This is a genomic window from Bacillus sp. NMCC4, from assembly GCF_002998555.1.
GTDB lineage: Bacteria > Bacillota > Bacilli > Bacillales > Bacillaceae > Bacillus.
In genome coordinates this window covers 1-21,062 of sequence record NZ_PVRA01000004.1, presented here as the reverse complement: position 1 = coordinate 21,062, position 21,062 = coordinate 1, and the positions used below count along the sequence as shown (strand labels likewise).

Below are 21,062 nucleotides of genomic sequence, written 5' to 3'. Positions count from 1 at the left end.
ACTCAGGTCTCATTTTTCGTGACCTTCCATTGTGCCTTTAATCGAGCCATTCCTGCCTTCTTTTGCTGTCTGATTCACCATAAGCAAGCAATGCCTTTGTCGCCTTAAATTGCTGATGCTTTGTCGGCGCGGTATTTTTCCGCTGCTTTTCAAACCAATCTTCCGCCTTCTTCTTATCGACAACCTCCATCCCGTATGGAACTTCCGGTAAGTCAATATAAGAGGTTCTGCTGATCAGGATTTTTTTCACAGGAAGATCGACACCGCTTTGCTGTAAGATCTTTGACACGACGGTGCCAGAGCGCAGAAGGCTTGCGCAAGGATTCAAAACGGACTGAACAGCTTTCCCATTCGCCCGCTTTTCCCAAAAACGTTCCTTCGTTCCGATATATACGCTGTCAGGCTCTGCCTCTAAGAAGGATAAACAAATCACTTCCAGCGGCGTAATAAGTACTGAACATAATTCCATCTCTGCTTTTTGAATGAGCAGCACCGGCTTATACATCACAAAATATGAATCCGGAAGCTGCCTAGCAAGCATACGCAGCTTTTCATCATACCGAATATGATGGGAGACGGTTGAAATGTGGGAAATCGTCGAGCTCGCCCATTTTAATTGAACATCGTATAGATGATCTTTAAAAAAATGAATGAGCTTCGTTTCATCGGTAGGAACGTTTGTAAAGACACCTTGCTCTATATCTGTCGGCTCGTTAAAAAGACTCAGGTCCCGTTCCTTTTTCATATCGGCTTCTTTTTGCTTTCTTTTTAAGGAGAATTTCTTTCTCTTTTCTTCCTCTTGTTCAGGCACTTGTTCAGAGATTTGGTCAAATGAATGCTGCGCCTCCTGTTTTGAAGCCTTTTTTAACTCGTCCCACCTTTGCTTTTTCAATCGAATGAATTGATTGATGTAGTGATGCGGGTCTTGTTCATATCGTGATATATAATCTTGAATTTTGATAATTTGCGCCATCTGCTGCTCACTCCAACTTTTAGAATCATTTATGTAGTGCAAATTGTTTGATTGCGTGATAACGCGGGGTTTCTTTCGGACGTATTTCAAATAGAGTCATACAAGAAACCTCTATCACGTATGGCTCTTTGCGGAAAGGCGCTTGTTCTGCAAAAGAGTGATCCGCGTTCCATTTTCGCGCAATCGTCATATGCGGATGAAACGGTCTCTTTTCAACAGGATGTCCTGCTGACAATACGGCTTCTTTCACCTTTTCTCTTAATTGCATGAGCGGTTCACTTTCATTAGGTTTTGCAAAAAAGACTCTCGGGCGCTCCTTCATGCCAAACTGTCCTAACTCATTCAGCTCTAGTGAAAATGCAGCGGCTTCATTTGAAAGGATATCAAGCAGCTCGATGATCTTTTTTAAACGCTCATCTGGAATGGCACCTAAAAAGATCAGGGTCACATGATAATCATCTGGTGCTGTCCACTTTTGAAAGGATAGTTCACTCTTTAGATCCATGTCTTTTTTGATTTGATGCGCAAGTTGTTCAGGGATGTGAATCCCTATAAAATAATGACGGTTTTCTGCCACAATATCACCTGTCCTTTTTTAACAAACTTTACGAATCCCCATTGATGATAGTATAACTAAAGAAATGCAGAATGAGAAGAAAGGGTGTCACATGATGAAGGTTGCACAAAATATAGCTGAGCTGATTGGCGATACACCACTTGTTAAATTACAGCGGCTTCAGCCAGACAATGCGGCAGCTGTTTATTTAAAGCTGGAATCATTTAATCCTAGCGGCAGTGTGAAGGACCGCGCTGCTTACAATATGATCGTCGAGGCTGAAAGGCAAGGAAAGCTTACAAAAGGAGCGACCATTATTGAACCAACGAGTGGGAATACAGGGATTGGTTTAGCCATGAACGCAGCAGCAAGAGGCTATAAAGCCATCCTTGTCATGCCAGATACGATGACAAAGGAAAGAATCAATATTTTGAAGGCTTATGGGGCGCAGGTCGTTTTAACCCCAGGAGAAGAAAAAATGCCAGGCTGTATTCGCAAGGCAGAGGAACTGGCGTCTCAAATTCCTCATAGCTTTATCCCGATGCAATTTGATAATGGGGCGAACCCAGATGCACATAGAGGCACAACGGCTGTTGAAATCATGGAAGCTGTAAAACAACTTGGAAAGCCAATTGGAGCCTTTGTCGCAACAGCAGGAACTGGCGGAACCATTACAGGCACCGGAGAGGAATTAAAGAAGGCATTCCCTCATTTGACCATACGTGTGGCAGAGCCGAAGGGATCTCCAGTCTTATCTGGCGGGAAACCTGGCAAACATAAACTTGTTGGCACAAGCCCAGGATTTATTCCCCATATTTTAAACGAGCATGTCTATGATGAGATCGTGCAAGTAAGCGATGAGGATGCGTACACCATCACACGTCAGCTTGCCCGGCTTGAAGGAATTTTAGTTGGTCCTTCATCTGGTGCAGCCTGCTATGCTGCGATTGAAACAGCCAAGCAACTGCCGGCAGAACAAATCGTGATCTGTATGACAGCAGATACAGGCGAACGATACTTATCAAGTGATGTTTTTCAAGATTAAAAAAGGAACAGGGTCATGAATCCCTGTTCCTTTTTCTTCGTTTCAAGGTTAGGACGATTTGTCGGACTTCACCTCAGCCTGCTCCCCTGTGATGAGTAAAACCTGCTCATCAGTAAGCGGGCATAAATCGAGCGTCTGCTCAAACTGTTCCATGATTTGCTGCGCAGCCTCGCCTAAATAGGTATTGTACATATGCGGTACCGGATAGTAGCTTATCTCATTGAATCCTTGACATGATGAAAGTTCTGCTGCCTTCTGCCGATCATCCATCACGGAGATATATTCAATGCTTGGTGCCATGATGATACTCCCTGCGGACTCTCCGATGTACAGCTTGCCTTTATTGATTTCTTCTTTCAGCACGTCATCAAGACGATGCTTTCTTAATTCCTGCAGCAAATAGAAGGTGTTGCCTCCTGATACGTACATCACATCATTTTGTTCCATCATCTTTGTGATTTCTTCAGTAGACTGCTCAGCTATCTGAACGGTCTCTAGATGCATACCTAGTTGATGAAAGGCTTCTTTCGCTGCCTCCACATAGTGCGTGACTTCTTCCACAGCACTGGCTGTTGGAAAAAATGTCACGCGTTTTCCTTTTAATGATTCACCCGCAAAGTCAGATAAGAGAGAATAGCTGTCTTTGAATGAAGAGCATAAGAACATTTTTTTCACTGTGAATCCCCTCTTCTCTTTTTCTATTTTGCCAATTCATACATGGCTTGTGCATATAGAGCGGTTGCTCTTAGTAGATCATCGATTTCGATATATTCATCCTTCTGGTGTGCGCAATCTGGTCTGCCAGGGAATAGAGGACCAAAGGCAACGCCCGCTTCTAAAGATCTCGCATACGTTCCTCCACCAATGGCAATCAGATTAGCTGGATCTCCCGTTTGTTCCTCATATACCCGCTGCAATGTTTTCACAAGCGGATGCTCTTTTGAGACGTGATGCGGAGGGCTGTCGTCAAATTTCAGAAGGGTGGCCCCTTTGATGCCTTCGATCCCTTTTTTAACGTCCTTGCCGTCTGCTGTCACTGGATAGCGGACATTTAATCCTAGCTTCGCTTCCTCGTTTTGTGTATAGCGGATCGTTCCAACATTTAAAGTCAAATCTCCGCTAATCTCATCTTTACAAGCAATCCCCAGCTTTTTCCCTCTTGTATCCCGATCAAATAAAGCATTGATTTGGGAGGTAAAAGCAAGCCCGTCTTCATCTAACTCTTGTCCACATAGGAAATTGGCCATATGAATGCCCGCATTGATGCCATGCGCCGGCTCCATGGCATGAACTGATTCACCTTTTAAAGTGAGATGCAGTCCGTCCGCTGCATTCTTTACCTCACCTGATAAATGATTGTGAGCAAGATAAGCTTCAAAAGCTGTTTTTAATGATTCAGCATCGTGATCTTGTGCAGCTGTCACAGTGGCAGCTGCCTCATCCGGCACCATATTCAGCCGCATACCCGATGTGAATTGCTTGAGCGTATAGCGCTGATGATTTTCTGTATGTTGATATGTAAATGACACGATGGCATCAATGATCCCTTTTTCAGCATGAATAATCGGAAAATCGGCATCTGGCGCAAATCCAATTTGCGGCATCGCCTCATGCTTGAAATAATGGTCCACACAGCGCCAATCACTTTCTTCATCCGTTCCAATGATCATTCGAATCTTTTTTGACAGCTTCATCCCTGTATCTTTTATCATCTTTAGCGCGTAGAAAGCCGCCATGGTTGGACCTTTATCATCAATGGCCCCTCGTGCAAATATTTTATTTTCTCTTATGTCCGCTGAAAATGGCGGGGTTGTCCAGCCGTCACCAGCAGGCACAACGTCCACATGGCATAGCACACCTATAATGTCTTCGCCTTCTCCATATTCAATATGACCTGCATAGCCATCGACATTCTTGACTGTGAATCCTTCGTCTTCCCCTTTTTTCAGCATATACTGAAGGGCCTGATCGACTTTTTCACCAAATGGCTTTCCTTCTTTTCCACCTTCTTCATCAAGGACGCTTTCAATTTGCAAAAAAGATTGTGTGTCCTTAATTAAGTCGTCTTTTTTTCGTATCACTTCAGCTTCCCAATTCATTTTTCCATTCCTCCTTGAAAAAAGGTTGCAATCCATCCTTAAAACGAATATTATATTAATTGTTTTGCAATAATGTTCGTAAATGGAGGATTTTATGTTTCAGTTAAAAGAAAACCAAACCAACATAAAGAGAGAATTAATCGCTGGTATGACGACATTCTTTACCATGGTATATATTGTTGCCGTTAACCCAGGAATTCTTTCAAAAGCAGGCATTCCTTTTGACCAAGTCTTTACTGCAACAATTATCGCTGCTGTCGTCGGTACGCTCTGGATGGCACTATTTGCAAACTATCCGATTGCTATTGCACCAGGCATGGGGCTGAATGTCTATTTCACCTTTACAGTTGTCGGTGGTGGCGGCATCAGCTATCAAACAGCGTTCAGTGCGGTATTTGTTGCTGGTATACTCTTTATTATTTTATCGTTAACATCCCTTAGAAAACAACTGATTCAAGCCATTCCAGATAATTTAAAGTACGGCATTACAGCAGGAATCGGGCTTTTCATTGCATTTATCGGCCTCCGTCAGTCTGGGATTATCGCAGCTGACCCTGAAAATCTAGTGAAGCTTGGCAACTTAAACTCGCCTGTTGTCATATTAACGCTTGTCGGCTTAATGATCTCTGTTATTTTAATGGTTCTTCAAATAAATGGCGCTCTGTTTATCGGCATGTTAGCGACGACACTGATTGCGCTCGTAACAGGCCAGCTTCATTTCCCTAAAATGCTGATGGACATCCCTGCACTACCCGAAGGCATGCTGATTACAAATCCATTCGCTGCTTTTGGCGATGTATTCTCTCATCATTTATATGCTGTCGTCTTCTCCTTCTTACTAGTGACGATTTTTGATACAACGGGCACAATGATCGGAGTGGCTGAACAAGCAGGACTCATGAAAAAAGGCCAGCTGCCAAAGGTACGCAGAGCCCTGCTCGCTGACTCTGCTGCAACGACGATAGGTTCTATGTTTGGGACAAGCCCAACAACAGCTTATATTGAATCATCATCTGGGGTTGCTGCTGGCGGAAGAACTGGACTAACGTCTTTAACGGTCGCTGCACTGTTTATTGTGGCATTGTTTTTCGGCCCGCTCGTTCAAGCCATTTCTTCTTTACCATCCATCACATCACCTGTTCTCATCATTGTCGGGTGCTTGATGATGAACTCAGTGTCACACATTCGCTGGAACGAGCTAGACGAAGCATTCCCTGCTTTTCTTGTGATCCTTTCCATGCCGCTGACATCTAGTATTTCTACAGGAATTTCACTTGGATTTATCTCATATCCCCTTGTGAAACTGGCAAAAGGGAAATGGAGAGAAGTACATGTACTTGTTCTCATCTTTGCCATTTTATTTTTCATTCAGCTCTTTTTCTTAGAAGGATAACAGAAACAAAAAAGGCACATTCTAACAAAGGATGTGTCTTTTTGAGATGAGTGAATTTTTTATTTTGTAAATTTTCTGTGTTTATTTTTTGGATGTTTGAATGTGACGGTATTCTCCATACCCCTTACGCCTATTGGGTTGTAACCGAATTCAAAACATGGTATATACCATGTTTCGATTCATGAAGACAAGTTAAAAAACACGTAAAGTTGACTTTTTGGTGGAACTAGATGCATAATAACGTGTATAATAGAATAAAACATTAAGAAACACGAACATTTACCATTGTTGCATGTCCTTATTTCGCAGTTTTAGTGTAGTAAGTTGTGGTTAGTCAAGTCCATCCGATCTTATTGATAGGGAGTGGTTTTTTGAAACCTTCAACAAACCGTATGATGACTCGAATTAAATCAGTTTATATGTTCATTCAAGAGAAAGGTCTTGTGACGACACAAGAGCTGGTTGATGAATTCGGGATCACACCTAGAACCATTCAAAGAGACTTAAACGTGCTTGCCTATAACGATCTTGTTCATAGTCCAAGCAGAGGCAAATGGGAAACAACGAGAAAAAAAGTGAAAATATCATCTTAAGCTTATAATGAACTGTCCATATAACAAAAAGAACCGGCGATATGCCGGTTCTTTTCTTTTATTCTACATTTATGGTCGATTGATTAAGCTGTCCAATTCTTCATCCGTCAATTCACGGTACTCTCCAGGCGCTAGATCTTCATCTAAAGAAACAGCTCCCATCGAGAGCCTTTTTAAAAAGATGACTTCATTTCCCACTGCTTGCGCCATCAGCTTCACTTGATGGTACTTTCCTTCAGTAATCGTTAAACGGATGCGTGTATCTTCGTTTTCATTCGCATCTACTTCAACCTTCGCCGGCTTCGTGCGGTAATCATCTAAAATGACAACGCCCTCTTCAAGACGCTTGATGTCTTGATCTCCTAATGGGTATTTCAAATGAACTTCATATGTTTTTGGCACATGCTTTTTTGGAGAAAGTAATTGATGAGCAAGCTGTCCATCATTTGTGAGGAGGAGAAGACCGACTGTATCCTTATCCAGTCTCCCCACAGGAAATGGCTCCCTTGCGATATCCTCCGGCTCTAGTAAATCGACGACCGTTTCATCCCGCAGATCTTCAGTTGCTGAGATGACCCCGTCCGGTTTGTTCATCATTAAGTAAATGAATTCTTTATACTCTACACGCTCTCCGTGTACGAGCACTTCATCATTCGATGGATCAACATGATCTTTCACCTGCTTCGCCACTTCTCCATTCACTGTGACCGCCCGTGCCTTGACCAGCTTCTTCACATCTTTTCTTGAACCAAAGCCGCTGCTAGCAAGCAATTTATCAAGCCTCATGAATATCCACCTCTTCTTAACTCTTTTTTCTTAAAAATTTCGGCATACGGCTGCCGAGTACACGCTCAAGTAATCCTACCTTATAAGACAAGAACAGATACACACCGCCGCCAGTGATCATTGAAATCAAAATGACGATACCCGCTTGTACAATTCCACCCTCATACGAAATCACTTGGCTCACAAGCTGACATGTCACATACGCCACAACAGCCATAATCGCCGTTAAAATACCAATGAGAATAAATCGTTTGAAAATCCTGCGGAACGAGTAGCCGGCATGGCGCTTAATCATGATAAACATATACAAGATGGACGCGCTATAGCCTAACGCAGTCGCAAGCACAGAACCATTTCCTTGCAGCCAGCTGATTAGCGGAATGTTCAGAACCGTTTTAATAATGATCCCTAACAACAGACTGACAATGGCGAATTTTTGTTTGTTAATTCCCTGCAAAATTGCTGCATTAATGGTGAATAAGGAAAACAATAACGCAACAGGTGCATACCAGAACAAAATTGACATCCCAATCTCAGGATGAACGGACGGATAGAAAAACCAATAAACCGGTCCAGCCAATGCCGAGATACCAAATGAAGCAGGCAGTACGAAAAATAAAATGACCTGCATCGTCTGATCAATTTGTCTATTGAGAAGCTTGTAGTTACGAGCTGTAAATGATTCCGTAATCGTCGGGATTAAGGTTAAGCCAAACGCTGTTGCAAGCGACACAGGAATCATCACGAGCTTCGGTAAATATAACGTCACGATAGACAATACCGCTGTACTAATATCCTGATGTCCTGATGCAATCATAGCTCTGTTAATGGTGTTTGTATCAATATAAGAATAAATTGGAATCGCAAGTCCAACAAACACATACGGTGCCGCATAGCTAAACAGCTCTGTAAACATTTGTTTATAAGATAAGTCAGAGGAAGCACCTGTATTCGGCTGCATGGATAAGAGCCGGTCCTTGCGCTTCAGCCAATATAAATAAAGCGTGAATAAACCCCCAAATGCGCCGATAAGTGCTGCAAATGTGGCATATCCGACAGCGATGACAAGCCCGCCGTCAAGCACTTTTAAAATAATAAACGTTGCAGTTAATAGGAAGATGATTCTGACAAGCTGCTCAATCACTTGGGAAACAGCTGTCGGTCCCATCATGGAGTGTCCTTGGAAGAACCCCCGCACAAGACTCATAATAGGTACAACCAAAAGACCTAAACTGACCATCCGAATCACATATACCACTTGATCGACAGTCAAACCGCCTGTTTCATTCGATCCGCCAAGCTGAATCTTGGCAAAAATCGGTGCGGTCAAATATAAAATAGAAAAGGCGATAATCCCGGTGACAAGCATGACCGACATACCCGCCCTGAACATTTTCCTTGTTGTCTCATAATCGCCGATTGCATTATATTTAGAAACAAATTTTGATACCGCTGTTGGAAAACCAAGCGTAGCAATACTTAAAAAGATCGTATACTGATTGTATCCATATTGAAATAGCGCTCCACCAGTAGCTCCAACCATTGCGCTAAATGGAATTAAGTAAATCATACCAAGAATACGAGAGAGATAAGTCCCTATCGTTAAAACCAACGTACCACGAAGCAGTTTATTAGACATGCGCTTAACCACCATTTTTCTAATGAATATTCAACTTAACTATTTTACCACATCATTTCGACGCACAGGTAACAAATCCAATACAGAAGGCACAAAACCAATCAATTCATATTTCAGCCTTCCCCAATTTTCGTTATAATAGAGGAATGACTGAAAGTAGAAAGAGGAATGTAACATGAAACATTATGATGTCATTGTCATTGGCGGTGGACCTTCTGGACTGATGGCCGCGATTGCATCAGCAGAGCACGGAGCGACTGTTCTGTTAATTGACAAAGGAAACAAACTTGGCAGGAAGCTCGCCATTTCTGGCGGTGGACGCTGTAACGTCACCAACCGCCTTCCAGTAGAAGAAATCATCAAGCATATTCCCGGAAACGGCCGTTTTTTATATAGTGCATTTTCTGAGTTCAATAACGAGGATATTATTTCGTTTTTTGAAAACCTCGGCATTGAACTTAAAGAAGAAGACCATGGACGTATGTTCCCTGTCTCAAACAAAGCACAATCTGTTGTGGATGCCCTTTTAGACAGGCTCCGCAACCTCAATGTCACCATTCGAACGAATGAAAAGATTAAAACAGTTCTGTATCAAGACGGACAAGCAGCTGGAATTGTTACAAATAATGATGAAAAAATTTCAAGTAACGCCGTTGTCATTGCTGTTGGCGGAAAAAGTGTGCCGCATACTGGTTCTACTGGTGACGGCTATGCATGGGCAGAAGCCGCTGGTCATACGATTACAGAGCTCTTCCCAACAGAAGTACCGGTCACATCAGATGAGCGCTTTATTAAAGAAAAAGTGCTACAAGGTCTTTCTTTAAGAAGTGTGGCTGTCAGTGTTTTAAATAAAAAGGGGAAACCCGTCGTCACACATGTCATGGATATGATTTTTACTCACTTTGGCTTATCCGGCCCAGCTGTTCTTAGATGCAGCGGATTTGTTGTGAAAGAATTGAAAAAACAGCCGACTGTTCGTCTGCAAATAGACTTATATCCGAAGCTTAATGACGAGGAGCTGTTCCAAAAGCTTCATCGAGACCTAAAAGATGAACCCAAAAAAGCCATAAAAAATGTCCTGAAGTCTTGGATGCAAGAACGCTATTTATTGTTTCTGTTAGAACGGAACGGCATAGATCCGCAAGACACATTTTCTGGTCTTGCTAAGGACAAACTGCGCGCATTCGTAAATGATTGCAAACACTTTATCGTTCATGCGAACGGCACTCTTTCCTTAGACAAAGCGTTTGTCACAGGAGGCGGCGTTTCTGTGAAAGAAATTGAACCGAAGAAAATGGCGTCTAAAAAAATGCCCGGTCTTTATTTCTGCGGAGAAATTTTAGACATTCACGGTTATACAGGCGGATACAATATCACGTCAGCACTTGTGACAGGCAGGCTTGCCGGTATGAATGCTGCACTCGAAGCAAAGGAGAGATTTTCATGATGAGACGTGCACTTCCGATTATCCTAGCGGTTGTGATTAGTTTGACAGCCGCTGTTTTCTTGAAGCTATCAATTACCCCGTTAAAAGTCGCCATTGTTTTGGCCTTTACCATCTTCGCTGTTTGTTTAAAAGAATACGTCTACCGTCTTCGTAAACGAATTGAAGAAAAATCATCTTCACATACCGATAGTTGATTAATGGAAGCAAAACATGTTACGGTAAAGTAGAGGTCGAGTGAGAAGCTCGCCTCTTTTTGTTTGAAATTAGTTGAGTTAGGGGATATTAAGCAAAATCCTCTGCTTAAACGTGTAGAACAACAGGAGAGTGAGATGGTGTGAAAAACGTATCAAGTGTATTTTGGATTGTGATTGCGATCACATTTGTTGCCGTCATATGGGGAGCTTTTTCTCCAGAAACACTGCAAAATGTCACAGATCAAATTCAAACATACATTACAAATGACTTTGGCTGGTATTACTTGTTAGTGGTGTCACTGCTCGTCGGCTTTTGTCTATTCTTTATCTTTAGCCCAATCGGTAAGATTACGCTAGGAAAACCTGGGGAAGAGCCTGAATTCGGCTTATTTTCTTGGTTTGCGATGCTATTTAGTGCCGGTATGGGAATTGGTCTTGTTTTTTACGGAGCAGCTGAACCGATCAGCCACTATGCCATACAGTCACCAACGGGTGAAACTGAAACGGCGCAGGCCTTCCGAGATTCCCTTCGATATACATTTTTCCATTGGGGGCTTCATGCATGGGCTATTTATGCCATTGTTGCACTTTGCATTGCTTACTTTAAATTTAGAAAAGATGCACCTGGCTTAATTAGTGCAACGTTGCAGCCAGTTTTAGGAAATAAAACGAATGGATGGATCGGAAAAACCATCGATTGTATTGCGGTATTTGCAACTGTTGTTGGTGTTGCGACAAGCCTAGGATTAGGTGCGGCACAAATAAACGGGGGATTGAATTACCTGTTTCAAATTCCGAATGCTTTTAGCACACAATTGATCATTATCATGATTGTGACGGTGCTTTTCCTTGCATCTGCTCTAAGCGGGATTGGAAAAGGCATTAAATATTTAAGTAATATCAACATGGTATTAGCAGCTGTTCTGATGTTTTTCTTACTTTTGGTAGGTCCAACTGTTTTTATCTTAAATTCATTTACTGACTCGATTGGGCAATACTTATCCAATATCGTTCAAATGAGCTTCCGTCTATCTCCAAATGATCCTGAGAAGAGAGAATGGATTAATGGATGGACAATCTTTTATTGGGCATGGTGGATTTCTTGGGCACCATTTGTCGGAATCTTTATCGCAAGGGTGTCACGCGGACGAACGATTCGAGAATTTTTACTAGGTGTCTTAGTGGCTCCTTCTATCCTAGTATTCCTATGGTTCTCGATTTTCGGTGTATCTGCGATGGATTTACAGCAAAAGAATATTGTCGATGTTGCAGGTCTTTCAACAGAAACAATGCTCTTCGGTGTACTAAATGAATATCCGCTGGCGATGATCACATCGATTCTAGCACTCATTTTAATCGCCATATTCTTTATTACATCGGCTGATTCAGCTACATTTGTGCTTGGAATGCAGACAACCTACGGATCATTGAACCCTTCTGGCAGTGTCAAAGTCAGCTGGGGTATCATCCAATCTGCTGTTGCTGCCGTGCTTTTATTTTCAGGGGGACTTGGAGCTCTTCAAAATACAGCCAAGCTCGCAGCCTTGCCGTTCTCCGTTGTCATTATTTTGATGATTGTCTCACTGTACAAGTCACTGAATGATGAACGAAAAGCTATCAAGCAAGCCAACAAAGTCAGTAAACCACGAAGTCCAAGAGTAAAAAAAGCATAATCTCAAGCGAAAAAAGCCGTTCCTCATCCGAACGGCTTTTTTCTATATAGACAATTTAAGATTGTTGCAAGCTTGAGGATTCCTGTAAAATAATGATGAAATCATTTCTACATAATGGAGGTTTTTATGACGTTACCTACATTCAAGTACAACCCAGATCCAGTTTCGTTAAACGTGATCAAAAAAGAGCATACGACATGTCCTGTTTGTGAGAAAGAAAGAGATTACGTGTATCATGGTCCATTTTATACTGTTGAAGATGTGGAAGGAATTTGCCCTTGGTGTATTAAAGATGGATCAGCCGCTAAAAAATACGATGGCATCTTTCAAGACGATGCAAGTTGTGATGACGTCGATCAAGAGGAATATGTAGATGAACTGATCTTCAGAACACCAGGCTATCGCGGCTGGCAGCAGGAATATTGGTTAAGCCATTGCGGAGATTTTTGCGCGATCGTCCAGTATGTCGGATGGAAAGAGATAGAACATTTAGAGGAAGAGCTCACAGAAGATATCGAAGACATTTGCAGCGGCGGAGGATTAACGAAAGAGAACCTAAAACAATGGCTCGTCAACGGCGGAGATCTGCAAGGCTACCTCTTTCAATGTGTCCACTGCAACAAGCATCGTTTATATATTGACGCTAGTTAAACAAAGTAAAGGACCCTTCAAACAGGTCCTTTTTTTGATACCGTCTATTTTTTATATAAAATGAGTGCAGAAAAACAGTAGAGCTGTTCTCCTCCCTGCTCACAAATCACCGCTACATCGTACTTGATATCAATAATTTGGTCGTCATCCATTCCTTTTAAAAAAAGATTGATTTCGCTCTGCAAATCTTTTTCGTGTTCTTCATCAAATACAGCTACCTTTAGCACATATGCCACTCTCCCTTCTCTCGCTACTCTATCTTTATGCATATAAGGGCGGGCATATGAACAAAAAAGCCTTTCATCTCAAAGATGAAAGGGCGGACTTCTTTTACAGCTTCGGTTTTGTTTCTCCTGTCCAAGCAAGCATCCCGCCAATGACATTGGTCGCTTGATAGCCTTGGTCTTCTAGGAAATAGCAGACATTTTCACTACGTTTTCCGGAGCGGCAAATAATATAATATTCCTGCGTTTGATCGAATGCATCCAGCTTCTCAGGGATATCTCCCATTCGGATGTGGACAGCTTCTGGAATCATTCCTTCTGCTACTTCCTCGTCCTCACGCACATCAACAAGCTGAATGGCTTCTTCTTGCTCTAGCTTTTGTTTTAATTCTTCTATTGAGATTTCTTTTACTGACACGACGCTCATCTCTCCTTTTAATCACGGTGACACCATTATAGCAAATGATTCACATCACTGTGTATTCACCCGCTTCGATTGAAGGAAAGACGGCAGACGTTTCTTCACTTCGGCTGTCTGCTGATCACTTTCAAACTCTACCTTTTTGAATACTTGATAGGCCAGCCACATGTGGCCATAGGCGAGTATACTCACACTAAAGAACGGCACGATTCCCGGCAAATAAGCAAAGAGAACAAACAGCAGAGCCGAGAAAACGAGCATACAGAGTGTATATTGCAAATATGAGATACCAAGCAAAAGAGAGAATTTCAGATAGAGACGTTTTTTCCAATCATAATGAGCCAGCAGCGGAAAAATATAAAACAAGCTCACAACAAAGAGAAAACCAAAGATATAAATGGCAAAACGAAGCACATGCAAAAACCAGCTCGTTGGATAAATAAACGCAAGGTCTACATATATAATCGTCCCTATGATCAGCAGCGCCACTCCAATTAAGTTAGAGCGTACAAACTCCTCACGATACACCTTCCAAAAAGTCCGGAAAACGCTGACTTGCTCATGCCCTTGTATCCACTTTCTCATCACCGAAAATAACGCAGTGGTCGCAGGCATCAATCCAAAGATCCCAAGCCCCAGCATGGTGAACAGCAACCACAGCAAATTCGTATAGGCAAGTCTCATCACCCACTCACACATTCGAAGCATTCTGCTCATTGAACCATCATGACCCATCTCTTTCCCCTCCTCTCTTTCTCATTACACCGTCTCTTTTTGAAACAATTCTTCTATTTCAATTGGGCGCTTCTCTGCAACAGACCGCCACATGCCTTCCCCAAGCGCAATTGAATAAGCACCAGCCTCTGCTCCTGCTGATATGTCATAGTGAATTAAAGGATCTTTTCCTATAAATAAATCGGCCAGAAGCAGAGGGTCTCCGCCGCCATGTCCCCCTGGCTGTTTCACGACTTCAATTGTCTCTTTTGCCCCAAACATCGGATAATAAGAAATCGTCTGTTCTGGGAATTGAAAAGGAATTCTTGATGGCACATGAAACTCATTTGTTTCAATACGCCCCTTCGTCCCATTAATGGCAAGCCGGTATCCTTCATATGGCGCTGAGAATTGAATTGAATAGCTGAGCAGAGCTCCTTGGTCATATGCCACTGATGCCACATATGTATCCTCAATGTCAATTTCCTGATCAAAAATACAGGCGTCTGGGCGATAATTTGAGTACTGCTGCGTTTGCTCCTTACCGAATTCAATATGGTCGTCCTCTACCTTTGAGCGTTCTACCCGTGGATTCCACCTTGCTTCATAATGACATGTATCCTTCACATGACATGTTCCGCAATACCTGTTTTCTCCCCCCTGCAAGGGATTCCAAGGACTTTCATTTCCGTAATAGTTCAGCGCCCCATAGGCAAATACTTGCTTCGGCTTTTGATTGATCCACCAATTGACCAAATCAAAATGATGCGTCGATTTATGAATGGATAGTCCGCCAGAGAATTGCCTCGTTCGGTTCCACCTTTTGAAGTAACTAGCGCCATGATACGTATCAATGAGCCAGCTCAGTTCAACAGATGTGACCCTTCCAATCTTTCCTTCTAAAATGAGTTCTTTGACCTTTCGATGAAATGGATTGTAGCGATAATTAAAAGTGACTGTGACCCTCCCTTTACTTTTCTTTTCTTTTTCCATCACTTTTTTGGCGTCTTTTGCTGTTGTGACCATTGGCTTTTCAGTGATGACATCGAGATCATGGTCAAGTGCTTGCAAAATATATGTGACATGTGTGTCATCCCGGCCTGCCACAATGACGATATCTGGCTTTGCTTCCTTCACCATTTGATCAAATGCACCTGCATGAAAGAACGAGATGCCCCGCAGTGATGGAAAACGCTCCTGACAAAGTGTATACCGATGATGATCTATATCTAGGAGCCCTGTAATCTTGTAATGCTCATTGAAATCCTCTGTGAGCGGTTTAATAAACATATTGAACGCACGATGACTGAGTCCGCAAACTACGACCCGTTTCACAGTCCCCACCTCTTTTTCTATCGATTTTCACGAAGCTGTTTCATGAGAGACAGCGCCTCATTGGACTTGTCAGCATACACAGGAATAAAAGCGACCATATCTCGGTGTAATTGAAAGGTATAGCCGTTTAGCTTTTTTGTGCCTTTATTGACTTGAACCGCATAATCGACCGTTTTCCCTGTCTTTTGGTCCTCGACCGTATATGGTCCTGCCGCTTGATCATCTACGCCCATTTCTTCAAGCAGCTGAAAGCTTTCAGGATCATCATATGTTCTAAACATTTCTTCCGGGACAAGCATGATGTCCCCCTCTTTTGCGGTAATTTCAACAAGAAGCTTTTCAGGAATCGCCGGAAAGATGTAAACGCTATAAGACTCTTGTTCTGTCTGAAAAGCCTTCTCGACTAATTGATCCTTCATCCCCTTTGACATGTCAGAAAAAATCAGAACATCAATACCGTTTGTTTTCCCTTGGCAGGCTGACAAACAAAGGGCAGCGATGAAGCTGAGGAGCCATACCGCACCCCTTTTTCGCCTCTTCATGCCTTCTGAAAAACAGACAGCTTCTCTAGCTCAGTTAACGCCATAATAAAAGCGCCTGCCCCGTGCAAGTCATTTGTGCTTCGCTCTCTTTCAACGTAGTAATCATAAAATCCAGCAGATGTTCCGATACAAATATCATTGATGGTAAAATCACCGTTTTCTGTCTCAGCCGTCTTATGATGAATTAAGCCTTGGTATGCTTTCACCACATGATCGACATAACGAAGGCTGACATACCCTTCATTCATGGCTTTTGCCATGGCGTACATGAATAAACACGATCCTGAGCTTTCAAGCCAATTGTCGCTATGAGTACCTTTATCAATGATTTGATGCCAGAGACCTGTGTCTTGATCCTGGTACTTGGATACACTTTCCAGCATGTCTGTCAGCGTTTCCTTCCAAACCTTTCGTCCCTCATGCTCTTCTGGCAGATCCTCGATCATATCTGCTAATGCAAGGACATACCAGCCAAACGATCTTGCCCAAAACTCGGGGGAACAGCCAGTCTTTTGATCAGCCCATGGCATCACTTTTCGTTCGTCCCACGCGTGATAGTACAGACCTGTTTTTTCATCTTTTGTATGCTTTCTCATGAGATACTCTTGATGGATCACCATATCCACCAGTTCCTCTTCACCCTTCAGCTTTGCATACTTTAAGGCAAAAGGTCCTCCCATGTAGAGACCATCCAACCACATTTGATAGGCATAATTGTCTTTATGCCAAAACCCGCCCTCAGATGTGCGATTCAATGTGCGGTAAAGCCCCCGAAGCTTCTCCGCTGCCAGCACATACCGCTTCTCTCCCGTCCGTTCGTAAAGAGGGAATAAAATGAGCCCTGCTTGGATCGCATCAAGCTCATCTCTCCGGAATAACAGGTTTCCATACTCATCAATGAGCGAATCTGCGTAGCTTTTCACATAATTGAAATACGTCTCGTTCTCCGTTGCTTCATATAGCTTCATCACACCGCAAAGAAAAACGCCTTGATGATAATGCCATCTTCCAGCTGGAGGCAGCTCAATTGGTGTATGCGCTTTCATAATTGTTTGTGCTAATTTCTCTGCATGCTCAAGTGGTGATCCCTTTTCAGTCGATAATGTCATTCTTCTTCATCTCCCTTTTTAGTAAATACCTTCTTCCCCGAATTTCTTCGCTAAACGGTTCGCCAGCATGACCAAAATGAGTCCAACGGCTGCTTTAAATAGACCAACAGCGGTACTATAGCTGAATTGTCCTTGCTTAAGACCAGCTGTATAGACGTACGTATCAAAGATTTCTGCTACTTCCCGGTTCGTTGCATTGAGTAATAAGTAGACATGCTCAAAGCCAAGCTCTAATGTGTCACCAATTTTCAAAATAAGCAGAACGACAATCACACTTTTAATGGCAGGAAGAGTGATGTGCCACATTTGTCTCAGTCTGCCGGCTCCATCCATTTTTGCTGCTTCATATAGCTGCGGATCTACCGCTGTAATCGCCGCAAGATAAATGATCGTCGACCAGCCTGCTTCCCGCCAGATCACCTGTAAAATGTACATGGGTCTGAACCATTCCTGACTAAGGAGGAAGTTAATCTTTTCCCCTCCAAAGAAAGCAATCAATTCATTGATTAACCCGCCATCTACTGTTAACAAAACAAAAGATAAGGACACGACAATCACCCATGACATGAAGTGAGGAATGTATATCATCGTCTGGACAAATTTCTTAAACAATGCCAATCTGACCTCGTTTAAAAGCAGGGCCAATAAGATCGGAATCGGAAAGAAAATCACGATATTCATGGCAAATAAAATCAGTGTATTTTTTAATAAGATGAAAAATGTTGGTTCTGTAAACAATCGAATAAAGTGTTTGAAGCCAACCCACTCACTCCCAAGAATACCGAGAAACGGCTGGTAATCTTGAAAGGCAATGATAAGCCCCCACATCGGCACATATTTAAAGACAAGAAAATAAATGAGCCCTGGCAAAATCATTACATACAAAAACTTTTGACTAAGCAATTGATTAAGTAAGCGCTTTCTCTTTTCTTTTTTCAAAGCTGCCGCAGGCACACCCTTGGCAGTGACATCCTCTGTTTTCATAGATAAAGCCTCCCCTCATGCTGATGCATGTGTTAACTGTATCTTAAGGATGAAAAATCCGTCTACAATCATATCATCAGATCATATTTACTTAGGGGAAGCTACTCAAAACGTTACATAAAACATAAGAAAATGATCCTAATCTCAGAAAATGATTATTGACAAACCTACCAAATTTTTGGATTAATAAATTAAGGGGAAAAGATTGTTCCGTTTGAAATGGGGGGTTTTATGAAAAGAAGGCAGTATAAATTTTATTACAAGCTTGTGACGTTTTTTTTCATGCTTAGTACAATTCCTGTCATCATTGTCGGTATTTTTTCTTATCAGCATTCGCAAAAAACCGCACTCGAAAATATCTCAAATGAAAAGCTGGACAGCGTCAAACAAACGCAATCCAATATTGAGCATATTTTAAAAACAGTGGATCATTCTCTCACTCACTATGTCAGTTCGCCGCCTCTCCTTCAAACACTGGCAGAACCTTTAAATCCAGACCAATTCCAGCTTTATAATCAAGTACAGCAGGAACTAAACTACCTGCAAACCTTTGACACCGATCTTTCCAATATTACACTCGTGAGTAAAATGGAAGACTGGTACATGAACAATTCGGGACTTTATCATGTCACAAGCGGAGACCAAGAGAAAGCGCTCACCTCTTACCTCAATATACCGAGTCATTCCAGCTGGGCACTTGAAGAGAATAATCCACTTGTTGCGACAAAAGAAGGAAAGGCCTCCTTTTGCAAATACAATGTGAACTTAATCAAACAACTCCCTATGAACAGTGTCCAGAAAAAAGGGATCGCAGTCGCCAGCATTCCGAGCTGCACGATTGCTGACAATATGCCTGACTTCTCTCAATCTGACAGTATGTTTGTCATTGATACAAACGGAAAAGTGCTGCTCCATAACCGCAAAGAACAAATTGGTGAATCCTTGAAGAATCAAGAGCTCGTCAAGCATGTCCTATCACGTGAAGAACGATCAGGTCAATTTAACATGAAGATCGAGGAACTAGACTATCAAATTACGTTTCAAAAATCAGACTATAACGAATGGACGTACCTATCCTTTGTTTCCATTCCAGAACTCAAGGCACAAACGAAATCAATTGGGTGGATCACTTTTATTATCTGCTTTATTTTGTTAGCGCTTTCATTACTATTTTCATGGTTTGGGTCCAGACATTTTTATAAACCAATCCGCTTGTTATATGAGTCCTTTGCACGCAATGAATCCTTTTTGCAAAAACAGCCTTTTCAAAATGAATTTGAGTTGATTGAGTCGAGTATTAAACAAATGAAGGATCAAAACAATGATTTAGAGGAACGTATTGAGCAGCAAGTCACGCACCTTCAGCAATACTTTATGGTGCGGCTATTGCTCGGTAAGCTGACAGAAGAAGAGATTAACAACCGGTTCCAAAGTTTGGGATTCCCTCAGGGCTGGTCTCATTTATCCATGCTTGTGATCCAAATCGATACGTTAAAAGGAACACCTTATGAAAAAAAGGATGCTGACTTGCTGTTATTTGCCATCAATGGACTGATCGAGCAGATGATTCCGCAAGATGAGCACCTTCAGCCAACGGTTGTCAATCAGCATCAAACGACGATTATCCTGAATCACTCAAAGTCAGATGAAGAGTTTACTGAATATTTAAACCAATTAGCGGAAACTATTCAGCAGCGCATCGAGGAAGAGCTTGGTTTATCGATCAGCATCGGGATCAGCCGCCAGTTTAAGGAGCTCACGATGGCGAAACAGGCTTACATTGAAGGAAAAGAAGCCTTAAAATACAGGCTCAAAGCAGAGAAAAAATCCATTATCTTATATGAACATATTCAGCAAGGAAAAACGTTTAAAACCCATTTTCCAAAACAGCTGCAGCATGATTTATTCGATGCGATGAAAGCAGGTGATCAAGGCAAGGCGGATCATTATTTACATGTGCTCCTGCAATCCATTTTCTCTAAAAATGCTGGACCGCATGAATACCATATCGCTCTCGCCCGTTTTTTAAACAATTTGATTGAGCTGATGCATTTGCTTGGCATTGAATTATTTGAGGTCGAAGACAACAAAATGCTGTATGATACGATTTTTGAATTTAAAACCTTTGAAGATACCGAAGCATGGCTGAAACATGAGATCATTCGGCCGATTATTGACCAGCTAGGTGCACGTGAGGACTCACAATACAAAAACATCTCAGAGAAAATCATTCATATCATTCATCAAGAATTCGACTCAGATCTTACATTGGATGAAATCGCCACACGCCTGCATTACAATCCCAATTATTTAAGCAGTATTTTTAGAAAGGAAATGGATATCTCCTTTAGTGAATATCTCTCGTCCTACAGACACCATGTCGCCAAAAACTGGCTCGTGGAAACCGATATGTCCGTCAAAGAAATTTCGGAAAAACTGAAATATAAAAATCCGCAAAACTTCATCCGTTCCTTCAAAAAACTAGAAGGCACGACCCCTGGCAAATACCGCGACCACAAAAAAGGCACATAAGACAAAAAGTCCCGCTCGCACAGGAGGGACTGACCCCATAAGATGAGACAAATAAAAAACACCTTCAAGTTTGAAAATGGATCGTTGTGATCCGAAATAAAACATGGAGGTGTTTTTTCTATGGGGACAAGAGTGAGTTATCCGGTTGAAGT

At 42.2% G+C, this 21,062-nt stretch carries 21 protein-coding genes; 8 read left to right on the top strand and 13 right to left on the bottom strand.

The annotated features are described in order from the left end of the window. Positions 1-37: 37 nt before the first annotated feature. Both C6Y02_RS09855 and thpR read right to left on the bottom strand, forming a co-directional pair. On the bottom strand, positions 38-973 hold the full coding sequence (locus C6Y02_RS09855) for a hypothetical protein (protein ID WP_034665469.1): 936 nt from the start codon (positions 971-973) through the stop codon (positions 38-40). Between the two features lie 25 nt (positions 974-998). Continuing rightward, positions 999-1,550: an RNA 2',3'-cyclic phosphodiesterase gene (thpR, locus tag C6Y02_RS09850; RefSeq protein WP_106031162.1), complete on the bottom strand. Its 552-nt coding sequence runs from the start codon at positions 1,548-1,550 to the stop codon at positions 999-1,001. A 94-nt stretch (positions 1,551-1,644) separates the two neighbouring features. Between thpR and cysK the strand changes: the two genes are divergently transcribed. Further along, positions 1,645-2,574 (top strand): cysteine synthase A, encoded by a 930-nt coding sequence (gene cysK, locus C6Y02_RS09845; protein WP_060597035.1) that lies wholly within the window; start codon positions 1,645-1,647, stop codon positions 2,572-2,574. A gap of 48 nt (positions 2,575-2,622) precedes the next feature. Here the strand turns inward: cysK and C6Y02_RS09840 are convergent, their stop codons facing one another. Then, positions 2,623-3,249, bottom strand: coding sequence for a Type 1 glutamine amidotransferase-like domain-containing protein (locus C6Y02_RS09840; RefSeq protein ID WP_060597036.1), 627 nt, complete (start codon positions 3,247-3,249; stop codon positions 2,623-2,625). A 23-nt stretch (positions 3,250-3,272) separates the two neighbouring features. Further along, complete coding sequence (pepV, locus tag C6Y02_RS09835; protein ID WP_106031160.1) at positions 3,273-4,673, bottom strand: dipeptidase PepV; 1,401 nt, start codon at positions 4,671-4,673, stop codon at positions 3,273-3,275. Positions 4,674-4,767: 94 nt separating this feature from the next. Between pepV and C6Y02_RS09830 the strand changes: the two genes are divergently transcribed. Both C6Y02_RS09830 and C6Y02_RS09825 read left to right on the top strand, forming a co-directional pair. Beyond that, the gene (locus C6Y02_RS09830) at positions 4,768-6,066 is read left to right on the top strand and encodes an NCS2 family permease (protein ID WP_106031159.1); all 1,299 of its coding nucleotides are present in this window, start codon (positions 4,768-4,770) and stop codon (positions 6,064-6,066) included. Between the two features lie 371 nt (positions 6,067-6,437). After that, the gene (locus tag C6Y02_RS09825; RefSeq protein ID WP_008356419.1) at positions 6,438-6,659 is read left to right on the top strand and encodes a DeoR family transcriptional regulator; all 222 of its coding nucleotides are present in this window, start codon (positions 6,438-6,440) and stop codon (positions 6,657-6,659) included. A gap of 69 nt (positions 6,660-6,728) precedes the next feature. Here C6Y02_RS09825 and C6Y02_RS09820 read toward each other — a convergent pair whose 3' ends face one another. Then, complete coding sequence (locus C6Y02_RS09820) at positions 6,729-7,445, bottom strand: pseudouridine synthase (RefSeq protein ID WP_034665452.1); 717 nt, start codon at positions 7,443-7,445, stop codon at positions 6,729-6,731. Between the two features lie 16 nt (positions 7,446-7,461). Beyond that, positions 7,462-9,084, bottom strand: coding sequence for a putative polysaccharide biosynthesis protein (locus tag C6Y02_RS09815; RefSeq protein ID WP_034665449.1), 1,623 nt, complete (start codon positions 9,082-9,084; stop codon positions 7,462-7,464). A gap of 175 nt (positions 9,085-9,259) precedes the next feature. On the opposite strand from C6Y02_RS09815, the gene C6Y02_RS09810 reads away from it, so the two are divergent. The 4 genes from C6Y02_RS09810 (at position 9,260) to C6Y02_RS09795 (ending at position 13,049) form a co-directional block, all read left to right on the top strand. Further along, positions 9,260-10,531 (top strand): BaiN/RdsA family NAD(P)/FAD-dependent oxidoreductase, encoded by a 1,272-nt coding sequence (locus tag C6Y02_RS09810; protein WP_106031158.1) that lies wholly within the window; start codon positions 9,260-9,262, stop codon positions 10,529-10,531. After that, the gene (locus C6Y02_RS09805) at positions 10,528-10,725 is read left to right on the top strand and encodes a hypothetical protein (protein ID WP_106031157.1); all 198 of its coding nucleotides are present in this window, start codon (positions 10,528-10,530) and stop codon (positions 10,723-10,725) included. Before C6Y02_RS09810 ends, C6Y02_RS09805 begins: the two co-directional genes overlap by 4 nt. A 140-nt stretch (positions 10,726-10,865) precedes the next feature. Beyond that, positions 10,866-12,398 (top strand): glycine betaine transporter OpuD, encoded by a 1,533-nt coding sequence (gene opuD / locus C6Y02_RS09800; RefSeq protein WP_106031156.1) that lies wholly within the window; start codon positions 10,866-10,868, stop codon positions 12,396-12,398. Positions 12,399-12,524: 126 nt separating this feature from the next. After that, the gene (locus C6Y02_RS09795) at positions 12,525-13,049 is read left to right on the top strand and encodes a CbrC family protein (protein ID WP_106031155.1); all 525 of its coding nucleotides are present in this window, start codon (positions 12,525-12,527) and stop codon (positions 13,047-13,049) included. A gap of 44 nt (positions 13,050-13,093) precedes the next feature. On the opposite strand, the gene C6Y02_RS09790 is transcribed toward C6Y02_RS09795, so the two are convergent. The 7 genes from C6Y02_RS09790 to C6Y02_RS09760 all read right to left on the bottom strand — a co-directional run bounded on the left by C6Y02_RS09790 (position 13,094) and on the right by C6Y02_RS09760 (position 18,378). After that, positions 13,094-13,276, bottom strand: a complete 183-nt coding sequence (locus C6Y02_RS09790) for a sporulation protein Cse60 (protein ID WP_034665546.1) — start codon at positions 13,274-13,276, stop codon at positions 13,094-13,096. A 103-nt stretch (positions 13,277-13,379) separates the two neighbouring features. After that, a complete protein-coding gene (locus C6Y02_RS09785) occupies positions 13,380-13,691 on the bottom strand; it encodes a rhodanese-like domain-containing protein (protein ID WP_066030532.1) in 312 nt (103 codons plus the stop codon). A 54-nt stretch (positions 13,692-13,745) separates the two neighbouring features. Further along, positions 13,746-14,429, bottom strand: a complete 684-nt coding sequence (locus C6Y02_RS09780; protein ID WP_106031154.1) for a YesL family protein — start codon at positions 14,427-14,429, stop codon at positions 13,746-13,748. 24 nt (positions 14,430-14,453) lie between these two features. Beyond that, on the bottom strand, positions 14,454-15,743 hold the full coding sequence (locus C6Y02_RS09775; protein WP_106031153.1) for a Gfo/Idh/MocA family protein: 1,290 nt from the start codon (positions 15,741-15,743) through the stop codon (positions 14,454-14,456). A 17-nt stretch (positions 15,744-15,760) separates the two neighbouring features. Beyond that, on the bottom strand, positions 15,761-16,285 hold the full coding sequence (locus tag C6Y02_RS09770) for a lipoprotein YteS (protein WP_106031152.1): 525 nt from the start codon (positions 16,283-16,285) through the stop codon (positions 15,761-15,763). Then, positions 16,282-17,394, bottom strand: coding sequence for a glycoside hydrolase family 88/105 protein (locus tag C6Y02_RS09765; RefSeq protein WP_106031151.1), 1,113 nt, complete (start codon positions 17,392-17,394; stop codon positions 16,282-16,284). Before C6Y02_RS09765 ends, C6Y02_RS09770 begins: the two co-directional genes overlap by 4 nt. Positions 17,395-17,412: 18 nt before the next feature. Further along, positions 17,413-18,378 (bottom strand): ABC transporter permease, encoded by a 966-nt coding sequence (locus C6Y02_RS09760; RefSeq protein ID WP_106031150.1) that lies wholly within the window; start codon positions 18,376-18,378, stop codon positions 17,413-17,415. A 231-nt stretch (positions 18,379-18,609) separates the two neighbouring features. On the opposite strand from C6Y02_RS09760, the gene C6Y02_RS09755 reads away from it, so the two are divergent. Next, a complete protein-coding gene (locus C6Y02_RS09755; protein WP_106031149.1) occupies positions 18,610-20,910 on the top strand; it encodes a helix-turn-helix domain-containing protein in 2,301 nt (766 codons plus the stop codon). Positions 20,911-21,062: the final 152 nt, after the last annotated feature.